Annotated in this window: 11 protein-coding genes; 1 reads left to right on the forward strand and 10 read right to left on the reverse strand. The window is 60.0% G+C overall.

Going from position 1 to position 12,591, the window contains the following annotated elements; all coding sequences use genetic code 11:
- Window positions 1-185: 185 nt before the first annotated feature.
- The 10 genes from AAIE04_RS13660 to AAIE04_RS13705 all read right to left on the reverse strand — a co-directional run bounded on the left by AAIE04_RS13660 (window position 186) and on the right by AAIE04_RS13705 (window position 10,426).
- Entirely contained in the window at window positions 186-497 is a 312-nt protein-coding gene (locus tag AAIE04_RS13660) for a YmdA family protein (RefSeq protein ID WP_019452628.1), read from the reverse strand.
- 305 nt (window positions 498-802) lie between these two features.
- Window positions 803-1,657, reverse strand: a complete 855-nt coding sequence (locus AAIE04_RS13665) for a tagatose bisphosphate family class II aldolase (RefSeq protein ID WP_063919547.1) — start codon at window positions 1,655-1,657, stop codon at window positions 803-805.
- A 9-nt stretch (window positions 1,658-1,666) separates the two neighbouring features.
- Window positions 1,667-2,833 (reverse strand): SIS domain-containing protein, encoded by a 1,167-nt coding sequence (locus AAIE04_RS13670; RefSeq protein ID WP_498577126.1) that lies wholly within the window; start codon window positions 2,831-2,833, stop codon window positions 1,667-1,669.
- 25 nt (window positions 2,834-2,858) lie between these two features.
- Window positions 2,859-3,629 (reverse strand): transcriptional repressor AgaR, encoded by a 771-nt coding sequence (gene agaR, locus AAIE04_RS13675; RefSeq protein WP_019452625.1) that lies wholly within the window; start codon window positions 3,627-3,629, stop codon window positions 2,859-2,861.
- A gap of 332 nt (window positions 3,630-3,961) precedes the next feature.
- A complete protein-coding gene (locus tag AAIE04_RS13680; RefSeq protein WP_498577264.1) occupies window positions 3,962-4,867 on the reverse strand; it encodes an ROK family protein in 906 nt (301 codons plus the stop codon).
- 18 nt (window positions 4,868-4,885) lie between these two features.
- Window positions 4,886-6,169 carry a Gfo/Idh/MocA family protein gene (locus AAIE04_RS13685; RefSeq protein WP_498577127.1) on the reverse strand — a complete coding sequence of 428 codons (1,284 nt, stop codon included), beginning with the start codon at window positions 6,167-6,169 and terminating at the stop codon, window positions 4,886-4,888.
- A gap of 20 nt (window positions 6,170-6,189) precedes the next feature.
- A complete protein-coding gene (locus tag AAIE04_RS13690; protein WP_498577128.1) occupies window positions 6,190-7,302 on the reverse strand; it encodes an ABC transporter ATP-binding protein in 1,113 nt (370 codons plus the stop codon).
- A 21-nt stretch (window positions 7,303-7,323) separates the two neighbouring features.
- Window positions 7,324-8,142 carry a carbohydrate ABC transporter permease gene (locus tag AAIE04_RS13695; protein ID WP_019452621.1) on the reverse strand — a complete coding sequence of 273 codons (819 nt, stop codon included), beginning with the start codon at window positions 8,140-8,142 and terminating at the stop codon, window positions 7,324-7,326.
- Window positions 8,143-8,152: 10 nt separating this feature from the next.
- Window positions 8,153-9,094 (reverse strand): carbohydrate ABC transporter permease, encoded by a 942-nt coding sequence (locus tag AAIE04_RS13700; RefSeq protein ID WP_498056176.1) that lies wholly within the window; start codon window positions 9,092-9,094, stop codon window positions 8,153-8,155.
- A 78-nt stretch (window positions 9,095-9,172) separates the two neighbouring features.
- Window positions 9,173-10,426 carry an ABC transporter substrate-binding protein gene (locus AAIE04_RS13705; RefSeq protein WP_197667981.1) on the reverse strand — a complete coding sequence of 418 codons (1,254 nt, stop codon included), beginning with the start codon at window positions 10,424-10,426 and terminating at the stop codon, window positions 9,173-9,175.
- Between the two features lie 465 nt (window positions 10,427-10,891).
- Here AAIE04_RS13705 and AAIE04_RS13710 point away from each other — a divergent pair, with 465 nt between their 5' ends.
- A complete protein-coding gene (locus tag AAIE04_RS13710) occupies window positions 10,892-12,562 on the forward strand; it encodes a DUF4091 domain-containing protein (protein ID WP_498577129.1) in 1,671 nt (556 codons plus the stop codon).
- Window positions 12,563-12,591: the final 29 nt, after the last annotated feature.

Below are 12,591 nucleotides of genomic sequence, written 5' to 3' on the forward strand. Positions count from 1 at the left end.
GCATGAAAGCGGAGGAAGCGATGGCGGATTTCGGACATGCTGATGGGCAACCCTGGAGTTGCCCGAATAGTCGGCTCACGGTAAGGCGGGTAGTCATTGTTCAGTAAATTTATAAAATAAATTTATAAGTCATTGGGGCGGGGCATGACGTGTTGATTATTTAATCAAATATTAACTCTTTGGGGTTATTTATAGCTGATGGTCACGCGTTTCAAGTGTGGGTCGTTATTTACTATCTCGCTGGTGACAGCGGAAACTAATTCTTTTGGCATTTCTTTTAACGAAGAGGAAATATAACCGTTGCGGTTTTCCGTCACCTTGCCGAAACAGTTGGAGATGAGTTGTTCATCCTGATGTTTGATGGTGCAGGCCGGCGTGGTGATGGCGCCGGTGAAGCGTACGACGCCGGAGGCGACCTGACTTCCGGGGAGTGCTTTTGCGTGCAGAGCGAAGGGCAGAATGACCAATGCGCTTAATACGGCTAAGTAATGGTTCATACGCTGTTCCTTTCAGAGTAAAAACACTGCCAATTAAAAACAAGCGTGCTTGTTTTTATCAAATAAGCTATTTCGCCTGGCGAAATAAAAACGAATGGGCAAAAATCCTACTGCCTGCATCCAATGAATTTGATAATAGGGAGGTAGGATGAGTAAAACCATGATTTGGATCATAGTGAAGGCCAGTTAATGATTTCCGGCGCGAGTGGGTGAAAAGGCTGTGATCGTTCTCTCAGGAAAGGCGGGAAGCGTGCGGCGTGTTCGCCCCCGCGTTGCGGCCGTATGAACCGGGGGCGATAGCGGGATTACAGCATGCCGCTGCTGCCGCAGATGCGGATCTTTTCCGCCACCACTTCTTTCATCGCCAGTTTGCCAGGGACGATGTATTTGCGCGGATCGTTGGCGTCCGGGTGCTGCGAAAAGTAGCTTTTTACCGCATCGGCGAAGGCAATTTTCAATTCGGTGGCGACGTTGACCTTACAGACGCCGAGCGAGATCGCTCGCTTGACCATCGCTTCCGGAATGCCGGAGGCGCCGTGCAGCACCAACGGCACGTCCACCTGCTCGCGGATCCGCGCCAGGCGCTCAAAATCCAGCTTGGGTTCGCCGTGGTACAGGCCGTGGGCGGAACCGATCGCCACCGCCAGTGAGTCGATGCCGGTGGCGGCAACAAACTCGCGCGCGGCGGCCGGATCGGTATAGAAGCTGTCCGCCGTATCGACGATCAAATCGTCTTCCTGCCCGCCCAGCCGGCCCAGCTCCGCCTCCACGCTGGCGCCGTAGCGGTGGCACAGGGCGACCGCGGCGGCTACCTTGGCGATGTTCTGTTCGAACGGCAAGTGGGAGCCGTCGATCATCACCGAGCGAATGCCGCTTTTTACCTTGTGCTCTATGTCGTCCAGCTCTTCATGATGATCCAGGTGCAGCGCCAGCGGCAGATCGTAGCGGTGCGCGGCCGATTGGCAGATGCCGATCAGGTAGTCGGTGCCGGCATAGCTGAAGGTGCCGGGCGTGCCGGCCATGATTACCGGCGAGCGCAGTTCGGCAGCGGTCTCCGCCACTACCTGCACGGTTTCCAGATTGTGGACGTTAAACGCCGGCACGGCGTAACCCTGGCGCTGCGCCTTGAGCAGCATTTCTCGGTTGGCTATCAGATACATGGGATCTCCTTACAGCTCAGGGGAGGGAAAACGGTAAATCGTCACGCCTTTCACCACCCGGTTGACTTCACCGGTCGGGCACGGGTTGTCCGGGGTGAGCCCCAACGCCAGCGAACTCTCGAAGGCCAGCATCTGGGTGAACAGCAGATACGGGAACAGCAGCCAGATATCGTCTGCCGCGTTGTGCAGATTCAGCAGGGCATCGGACAGCGGTTGACGTTCGCCGGTCAATCCGACCAACTGCATCGCCAGCCCGTCGCGCTGCAGTTCGTTCCACAGGTCGCGGTCATACTGACGGGCGTAGTCGTCGTGCGAGAACATCAGCACCACCAATGTCTGGCCGTCGACCATAAATTTAGGGCCGTGGCGCAGACCGAGCGGTGAGTCGTAGCGTGTCACGATTCGCCCGGCGGTGAGCTCCAGCATCTTGAGCGAGGCCTCTTCGGCCAGGCCGGTGAAGCAGCTGCCGCCGAGGGTGATGTAGCGGCGGAAGCCGCTGGCGGCCAGTGCCTTTACCTGCGGCTGCAGCGTTTCGCGCAGTTCACGGCAGCGCTGCACCATGGCGTGCAGCGGCGCCTGGGCGGCCTCAAGCGACATTGGGCCGAGCAGCAGCGCGGCGCTCAGCATCATGCAGCTGAAGCTGGAGGTCATGGCGAAGCTCTGATCGTTGGAGCCTTGCGGCATCACCAGCGAACAGACGTTATCGCGCCGATGTGCATACTGCGCCAGCCGGCTGTCCGGGTTGCACACCAGCATCAGGTGATAGCTTTCCGGCAGCAGCTGATCGGCCAGTTCCACCGTCGCCACGCTTTCCGGGCTGTTGCCCGAGCGGGCGAAGGACACCAGCAGCGTCGGCCGTTCAGGGTCGAGGAACTGCAGCGGGTTGGCGACGATATCGGTGGTGCCGTAGGCCACTACGTCGCGGCCGGTGCGTTCGCGCAGCCAGGGCGCCAGAGCCCGGCCGGCGAACGCCGAACTGCCGGCGCCGCACAGCACGATTTGCAGCCGAGGATTGGCCAACAGCGGCGCGAGGAACGGCTGCCACTGCGCCTGTTGATCCTGCAGCTGCCGGTGCAGCGCCGCCCACAGGTCCGGCTGCTGCCAAATCTCTGCGGCGGTGTGCCAGGCGTTGCGCTGCTTCAGCCAATCCGCCTCGTAAGAGAAATACGCATTCATGATGACAACTCCTTAAAAGCCTCGGTTAACGGTCGGCGATAATCACGTCGATCCCTAAATGGTGCAGCGCCTGCAGGTAGTGCGCCGGAATACGGCTGTCGGTGACCAGGCGGTGGATCTGGCCGACTTCGCGGATCATGCAAAAGCTGGTGCGGCCGAATTTGCTGGCATCGGCGATGGCGATCACTTCGCGCGCCACTTCACACATCACCCGGTTGAGTTGCGCTTCGCCCGGATCCGGCGTAGTGATGCCGCCCGCCAGATCGAAACCGTCGACGCCGAGAAACAGTTTGTCGAAGCGGTACTGGCGCAGCTGCTGTTCAGCGGCGGGGCCGTACAACGACCAGGCTTTGCGGCGTACGCTGCCGCCGACCACCATCAGATCGATCTGCTCGTTGTTGGCCAGTTCGAAGGCGATATTCAGCGCGTTGGTCATCACCACCAGATCCTTTTTCCCCGCCAGCTGCGGCGCCATCTGGCTGGTGGTGGAGCCGGAGTCGAGGATGACGGCGTCGCCGTCTTCGATCAGCGCCGCCGCCGCGCAGGCGATGGCGTGTTTCACGTCGCGGTTGATGCGGCCCTTGTCCTGCAGCGGGCGGTCGAAGGCGAACTGTTTGTTCAACATGGCGCCGCCGTAGGCGCGCACCGCACAGCCGTGCTGTTCCAGCTGACGCAGATCGCTGCGGATGGTGACGCTGGACACCGAAAACTGCTGGCTGAGCTGCTCCACACGCACCGAGCCCTCGCGGCACAGCTGGTCGATAATTAATTCCCGGCGTTTTGCGGTATTGATCATTAACGCAGACTCCTGATTTACCTGTAGCCGTGCCCGTCCGCGGCTTAATAAGCCGCAGCGATGCTGACCGGAGCGCTTTCAGTTGTTCGTGGCGAATTACAGCAAACGAAACACTGAAATGCAATCGATTAATTTTAAAATATCTATATCTATCAGTTGGTTATATTTTATTTTGCTTTCGATTGAGCACTAACCGAAAGCGGGGTTAACGCAAAGTGAAAACGGCAAATTCGTTATTTTTCAGTCGACAATTCTCGGCGGTTATTCATTCGCTCCGCCGATGGCGAAAGCCGCAGCGATCGTTCGGCAGCCGCCGGGCTTTCACTGTTTTTTTATGCTGCAGCGTGCAAAAGCGCCGCGCCGCGCACGCCGCTGCTGTCACCGTGCACCGGCGGGAACACCGCCGCGGGTTCCACGCCCGGCAGCAGCCAGCGCCGCATCGCCGGCGGCAGCAGCCGGTACAGCTCACCGACGTTCGACAGCCCGCCGCCAAGCACGAAGGCATCGACGTCCAACAGCAGCTGTAAGCCGGCCAGCGCGCTGGCCAGAATATCGACGTAGAGGGCCATAAGCCGCTGCGCGAGCGGATCACCGGTGCGGTAGCTGGCGACCAGCGACGGCACGTCGGCGGCCGGATGGGCAAAATGGCGGCTCAGCGCCAGCAGCCCGCTGCCGGAGACGTAGCGTTCAAAGCAGCCGGTCAGCCCGCAGTTGCAGCTGAACAGCGGCAGATCGTAACGTTGCGCCAGCTGGGCCGATATCGGCATATGGCCCCATTCGCCCGCCACGCCGTTACGCCCTTTGTGCAGTTGCCGGTTCACCACCAGGCCGCCGCCGGCGCCGGTGCCGATGATGGCGCCGAACACCAACGGCAGGTGCGCGGTTTGCGGCGTGCTGGCTTCCGACAGCGCGAAGCAGCGGCAGTCGTTCTCGATGGCGATAGGTCGCGCCAACGCCTGCGTCAGGTCATCCGCCAGGCAATGGCCGGTCAGACAGGGCACGTTGACCGCTAACTGGCGGCGGCTGACGGGATCGGTGATCCCCGGTAAACCGATGCCGATGCTGCCGCGTGTATGCAGCTCGCGATCCGCCTGGTCAACCAGCCCGGCGATACAGGCCACGAACTCGCCGTAATCGCCGGTTGGGGTGCGCACCCGTTGGATCATCACCTGATTGAGCCGGCGATCGTAGGCGGCCATTTCGATCTTGGTGCCGCCGATGTCGAAACCGTAATGCATCTCTCTCATCGCCATGCTTCAGGCTCCGTTCAGGGCGATCACCGCCGCTTCGCGGCGCGCGCGTTCGGCGGCGAACACCATCAGATGGCTCTCCAGCGCTTCCGTCGGGCCGGCCAGCACCTGGCTCGGATCGTTGGCGCGAATGGCCGCGATAAAGTGCTGCATCAGGTAGTAGTCACCGCCGCCGTGCCCGGCCATGGCGTGCAGATCCTGGCCGGCGTCGGTGTCGTAATGCGTTTCGCCGTCGTCGAGGAACGAGGTGATGCGAATATGGCGGCCGTCGCCCTCCAGGCAGCCACGGCTACCGAAGATGCGGGTATGGCGATCTTCGTGGCGGGTAAAGGCCGTCATGGTGAACGACGCGGTGCGGCCGCCGGCGAACTGCATGTTGACCACCTGATGGTCGACCACATTATTGTCGCAGCGGTAGACGCAGCGGCCGTAAGGGCCGTCGCGCAGTGCCGCCCGCAGCGTCGTCTGGTCGGGTTCCGGCGTCAGCACCCGCAGAAAACCGGGTGTGGCCTTGTGGTCGTCGCCCAGATAGATCCGCTTGGCGGAATAGGGGCAGGACGCCTCTACCGCGCAATCCAGGCAGTTGTCCGCCGCGCCGGCCGGTTGGTTTTCCCGGCGGAAATGGCGCAGGTTGCCGAAGGAGCTGACTTGCTCACAGGGTTGCTCCATCACGTAGCGGATCCAGTCGATATCGTGGCAGGATTTCTGCAGCAGCATAAAAGCGGCCTGTTGATCGTTGCGCCAGTTGCCGCGCACGAAGGAGTGCGCCTGGTGCCAGTAGCCGACCGGTTCCAAGTGCTGCAGGCTGACGATATCGCCGATCGCGCCGTCGCGCAGCAGCTGCTTGAGCTTCTGGGTATAGCGGGTATAGCGCAGCACGTGGCCGACCGAGAAGATCAGCTTTTGGCGCACCACCTCGGCGACGATGGCGCGGCACTCGTCGGCGTCCGGCGACAGCGGTTTTTCCAGCAGCATGGCGTAGCCCTGGCGGGCGAAGGCCAGCGCCGGCTCCAGATGCATCTGATCCTGGGTGCAGATCAGCACCGCATCGGCCAGCTTGCCGGCGTCGGCGGCCTGGCGCCAGTCGGTGAAGACGTTTTCCGGCGCGATGGCATGCTGCGCCACGAACTGCTCGCGGTAGGCGTCGCGCGGTTCCGCTACCGCCACCACCTGCATCAAATCGGGATGCGCCAGTGCATAGCGCGAGTAGATCTCACCGCGCGCCCCGGCGCCGACCACCAGCACCCGCACCGGGCGCTGGGCAAAGCTGTTGGGTTGTGTTGACGACATTGCTGGATACTCCGCTGTTGTTATTTGAGGTTTTGGCCGCTGAGCTCGTCGAACAAATGCGCGCGCGTCAGATCGAATGCCAGATGAATGTTTTCGCCGAGGCGCGGTTCCCAATCCGGCAGCGACGCCATGCGCAACACGAAGCGCAGGTCGGCCAGTTCGCAGTGCAACAGCTCTTCGTTGCCCATGCGCTCGATAGTGACGATCTGCGCCGGGAAACAGTTGGCGCTGCCGGGCGTGCACAGCCGTAGATACTCCGGCCGGATGCCGAGGCACACCCGCGCATGCGGGTAGTCCGCCAATTGCCGTTGCAGCGCGGACGGCAGATCGAGCTGATGCTGCAGGCCGATGCGCAGCCGCACCGTTTGGCCGTCGCGCACAATCGCCAGATCGTGCAGGTTCATCGACGGGCTGCCGATAAACTCGGCGACGAAACGGTTGGCGGGGTGGTGATACAGGTTGATCGGTTTATCCACCTGCATGATGGCGCCGCGGTTCATCACGCAAATGCGGTCGCCCATGGTCATCGCTTCGACCTGATCGTGGGTGACGTACACCATGGTGGCAGCGGCGCCTTCCTGCTTCAGTTGATTGTGCAGTTCGATCAGCTGCACGCGCATCGACACCCGCAGCTTGGCGTCGAGGTTGGACAGCGGCTCGTCAAACAGAAACACCTTGGGTTTACGCACGATGGCGCGGCCGACTGCCACCCGCTGACACTGGCCGCCGGAGAGCTGGCCCGGCTTGCGCTGCAGCAGGTTGGTGATCTCCAGTTTTTCCGCCGCGTCGCGCACCCGGCGGTCGATCTCGGCCTTGCTTTCTTTGCCGATCAGGCCGAACGCCATGTTCTTGTACACCGTCATGTGCGGATACAGCGCATAGTTCTGGAACACCATGGCGATGCCGCGATCCTTCGGCATGCTGTCGTTGACGCAGCGATCGTGGATCAGGATCTGCCCCTCGCTGACGCTCTCCAGCCCGGCGATCATCCGTAGCAGGGTGGATTTGGCGCAGCCTGACGGGCCGACGAACACCATAAATTCCCCGTCCTCGATGTCCAAATCAACGCCGTGCAGCGCGTGGAAACCGTTGGGGTAGACTTTTTTAACGCTGTTTAACTGAATTCCGGCCATGTCGTTTACCTTGTCTGCGCGTTAGCCTTTCACCCCGGCGCTGGCGATGCCCTGGATGAAATAGCGTTGGAAAATAATGAACAGCATCAGCATCGGGATCACCGCCATCAGCGCCCCGGCCATCAGCAACGGATATTCCACCCCGGCGCGGCTGGAGAGCGAGGCCAGCCCAACCGGCAGCGTCAGCTTCTCGGTGGTGGTATTGACGATCAGCGGCCACATCAGGTTGTTCCAGCTCCACAGGCCGTTGATGATGATGCAGGCGATAATGCCCGGCCGGATCAGCGGCAGCATGATGCGCCAGAAGATGGCGAAGTAGCTGTAACCGTCGATCAAGGCCGCTTCTTCCATTTCCTTCGGCACCGCCAGAAAGAACTGGCGCAGCAGAAAGGTGGCGTAAACGCTGAAAATGCCCGGCAGCACCAACCCGGTGATGCTGTTGACCAACCCCAGCTTCTGCACCACCAGGAATTGCGGGATCAGAAACGCCTGACCAGGCACCATCAGGACCGATACGCACACCAGAAACACCGCATCCCGGCCGCGAAAATGCAGGCGTGAGAAGCCGTAGGCAGCCATGGTGGCGATCGCCATCTGCAAGGTGACGGTGAAGAAGGTCGCCAGCAGCGAGTTGAGATAAAAGCCGGCGAACGGGATTTCGTGCATCACCCGACCGTAGGCCTGCAGGCTGGGATGCGCCGGCAGTAGCGTCAGCGGGATCTGAATGCTCTCGGCCTGGGTTTTCAGCGAGGTCACCAGCATCCAGATAAAAGGCACCACCGAGGCCAGCGCCGCCAGCCCCATAAACAGGTACACCAGCGTTTTCTTGCTTGCGTTCATGTGCAGCTCCTCAGCTGACTTTCAGGCGCTTGCCGATCGCCATTTGAATCAGGGTGATCACCAGCGTGACGGCGAACAGCACCACGGTGATGGCGGAGGCGTAACCTTTTTCCTGCAGGTAAAACGCGTACTTGTAGAACAGGTTGGTGACGGTCATCACGTCGTTCTCCACCAGTGCGCGGTCGAACATCAGGAACACCACGTCAAAGATTTGCAGGATCTCGATAAAGCTCATCACCGACACGAAGAACAGCGTCGGCACCATCATCGGCAGCGTGATGCAGAAGAAGCGGCGCAGGGTGCCGATACCGTCGAGATCCGCCGCTTCGTACAGCTGGCGCGGAATGCTTTGCAGCCCGGCCAGCAAAATGATGATCTTCAGTGCCAGCGACGACCAGATGATGATGATGGACACGCTGATGCGCACCACGTCCGGATCGGACAGCCAGGCGACCGGCGCGATGTGCAACAGGCTCAGCGCCTGGTTGATCAGGCCGAAATCCTTGTTGAACAGCCATTGCCACACCATGGCCACCGCTGCGGGCATGGTGACCGCCGGCAGGAACAGCAGGGTGCGCAGCAGGCCTTTGCCGCGGATATTCTGGTTGAGGCCAATCGCCAGCAGCAGCGACAGACTCAGGCTGATCGGCACGCAGACCACCACGTAAAACAGGGTGTTGGCGGCGGCGGTGTAAAAGTCGTCGTCTTCGAACAGGTTGAGATAGTTATCGACGCTGATGCTGCTCCAGCGCATGAATTGGTTGAGATCGGTAAAGCTGTAAAAGATGTTTTGCAAAAAGGGGATCAGGTAAAACACCGTCACCCCCATCAGCAGCGGCAGGATCATCACCCAGCCCCAGAAGCGTTCGGCACGTTCGAGCCGATTGAGCGCGGGGCGGGCGGTGCGCCGGGATGGTTTCGGGGTGACCGTAGCCGTTTCTGCCAGCGACATGTTGCCATTCCTCACCTATGACTTTCAGCAGGGTTCCACCGCAGCGCGCGCTCGGGGCAGCGCGCCGCGGCGGGGCGATTACTGCTCCATGACGCGCGCGATCTTCTTGACCGATTTGTCCATTTCCTGTTTGGCGTCCGCGCCCATAAAGATCTTCTTCAGGCTGGCGATCCACATGTTCTGCCATTTCGGCGTATTGGTGCCGGCGGTGGGATAAGCCTGGGTCACTTCCAGGGTCTGGATGTAAGGCGTGACGTCGACCTTTTGGATCTGCTGCGCCCAAACTTTGGCCGCCGTCTTGTTGGCCGGGATCACCACCTTGGCCAGCTCCGCCTGCGAGGCTTCGCTGCTCATGAAGGCGATATATTTCCAGGCGGCCTGTTTGTGGGCGCTTTTGGCCGACATGGCGAAGGCCAGGCTGTGTGCCACGCCGGACTGACGTTCAATTTTTGGCATCATCACCACGCCGATGTGATCGTTGATCAGCGGGTTATTGGCGAACGGCGCCGCCAGCCAGGAGCCGGCATAGACCATCGCGGCGCGGTTGGACTGGAAGATGTTCTCGGTTTTGACTTCGCTCATCTGCTGGGCGCTCGGCATCAGGCCGTCTTTCATCATGCCCTGCAGCTGCTGATAGACCCAGATGGACTTGTCGTTGGCGATGTCGGTAGGCTGGCCGTCCTTGGGCACGATGTGATTGCCGTTTTGGAACAGCAGGTTCATGTAGCTGTCCTGGCCGTCGATGCTGAGGTCCATCACCAGCGGGAAGGCGGCGCCTTTCAACCCGTTTTTCAGGGCGGTGGCCTTGCTCTTCAGATCGTCCCAGCTCCAGTCGCTGGTGGGGTAGCTGACGCCGGCCTGATCGAACAGTTTTTTGTTGTACCACACGGCGATGGAATCGACGTCGCGCGGGATGGCCATCTGTTGACCGTCGTACTGGTAGGCTTTCACCGAGCTGGCGACCACGTCGTCCAGCTTAAGGCCGCTCTCCTTAATATAAGGCGCCAGCGGCTCCATAATGCCGTTTTTGGCGTACTGCACAAAATAAGGCATATTAATCCAGAATATATCCGGCGCTACGCCGCCGGCGGCAGCGGAATCTAATTTAACGAAATATTGCGCCGAAGGGGTTAATTCTATTTCTATTTTTATATCCGGGTTGGCCTGTTCAAATCGCTTGGCGATCTCCTGTTCGGCGGGTAATTGATTCCTGTCCCAAACGGCATAGCGTAATGTTATTTTATCTGCTGCATGGAGCAGGGTGGGTAATAATAATGCGCTGGCAAGAATGGAGTGCGCCAGCAGGCGGCCGGTATTTTTTATCGGTGACATTGCTTTCCCCTCGGTGAGCGACGAATAACGTTTTTCGCAACGTAAATTCTTTCTATCCCTTAACTTTCAATGTGTCAATACACCCCCGAACGCCCAAAAATGGGGCATGTATGTTTCATTGTTGTTAAAATCGAAAGGCTTTTACGCCTAAGTGAAAGGTCGAACCGTTCACATTTCATTAACCTTATGGCGGGTTTTTTCCCCGGTAGTGCGGCATTTAGCGGTCTTCGCAGGCATAGGAATAACTGATAACCCTTGCACCACAATGGGGATTAAAAACATTTTTATTGTGCAAGCTCCAGCTTCTTTCATTTTTGTGATGCAAATAAACAAAAAAATCTTCCCGCCGCCGTCAGAAGAGAGGGCTGGAACGTTTTTTATTACTGGCTATTGTTTGTGGCGATAAAAGGCGCTAGCCTGATTTTTACACCGATTATTCATGAGAAATAAAGAGGGCTGATTATTATGCGCCTGTCTCTGGTATTTACCCATAGTCTGGAAAAAGTATTTCATCGCCGCAGCATGCCATCCATTTCCGTAGAAAATCGGCTGAGCGGGCTGAATAACGAGGTGCTTTCCTGGCAGGCGGTATACTGTTTGCAAACGCCCGGTAACGAGACCCGCCATGAGCTGTGTTATCAACTTGACGGGCCGCTGGCGGATTATATCAGCGTGCGTCAGGTGCGATCGGTGCCGAGCGGATTTCCCTGTTATCGCGAGAGCGATGAAAATTACCTGACCACCGAACCGGGATTATTTCCCGATCCGCTGATGCCGCTGCCGCAACGGCGTTTTTTCGCCGCCTGCGGTTATTACGGCAGCTTATGGCTCACCCTGACGCCGCCGGCCGCCATGACACTGGCCGGCGATGTCCCGTTGACCCTGCGCCTGCTGGATGCGCAAAGCGGCGAGACACTGGCCGAAGCCGCACTGACGCTGCACTTGGTGCCGGCGGCGTTGCCGCCGCAAACCCTGTTGCATACCGAGTGGCTGCACACCGACTGTCTGGCGGATTACTACCGTCTGGCGGTGTTCAGCCCGGCGTACTGGCGCGCGGTGCGCAACTTTGTGCGCTGTGCGGTGCAGGCCGGCGTCAATATGCTGCTGACGCCGCTGTTTACGCCGCCGCTGGATACCGCCGTCGGCGGTGAACGCACCACGGTGCAGCTGGTGAAAGTGACGCGTTCGGTGCAGGGGTACGGCTTCGATTTCAGCCGTCTGGCGCAGTGGGTGGCGCTGGCACAGGAAGAGGGCATCGAGCATTTCGAGATCGCGCCGCTGTTTACCCAATGGGGCGCGGCGCATGCGCCGAAGATAGTGGTAGAAGATCAGGGCGAGACGCTGCCGCTGTTCGGCTGGCACACCGATGCGCAGGGCGAAGCGTATCAGCGTTTCCTGCACGCGCTGCTGCCGGCGTTGACCGCCTGGTTTCGCGAACGGGGGCTGGAACGGCAGGTGTGGTTCCACATTTCCGATGAGCCGACGCTGGACAACCTGGCGGCCTACCAGCGTGCCAGCGCCGCGCTGCGGCCGTTGCTGGGCGGTTTCCGCACCTTCGACGCGCTGTCGGATTTCGCGTTCTATCAGCAAGGCCTGGTGGAGACCCCAGTGGCGGCGACCGACCATATCGAACCCTTTATCGAACACCGGGTGCCCGGGCTGTGGGCCTATTATTGCTGCGTGCAGAAGACCGAGGTCGCCAATCGCTTCTTCGCTCAGCCTTCGGCGCGCAACCGCATATTGGGCGTGCAGCTGTATCTGTACCGCATCGCCGGCTTCCTGCACTGGGGATTCAACTTCTATAACAGCGCCCATTCGCGCGAGCGCATCAATCCGTACGCGGTGACCGACAGCGGCCACGCGTTTCCTTCCGGCGACCCGTTCGTGGTGTATCCGGGCGACGATCTGCAGCCGGTGGAGTCGCTGCGCCTGCGGGTGCTGCATCAGGGGCTGCAGGACATGCGCGCGCTGCAGCTGTTGGAGAGTTTGAGCGATCGGGCGGCGGTGGAGGCGCTGATCGAACGCGAGCTGGGCATGCGCATCACCTTCAAGCGTTATCCGCATCAGGCGGGGCCGCTGCTGCGCCTGCGCGAAGCGGTGAACCGCCGCATCGAAGCGCTGCTGGCGCCAATGTGAAGGCAAACGGGGGCGAAAATGCGTCTTTC

The organism is Serratia sp. Ae19-1 (assembly GCF_059801225.1).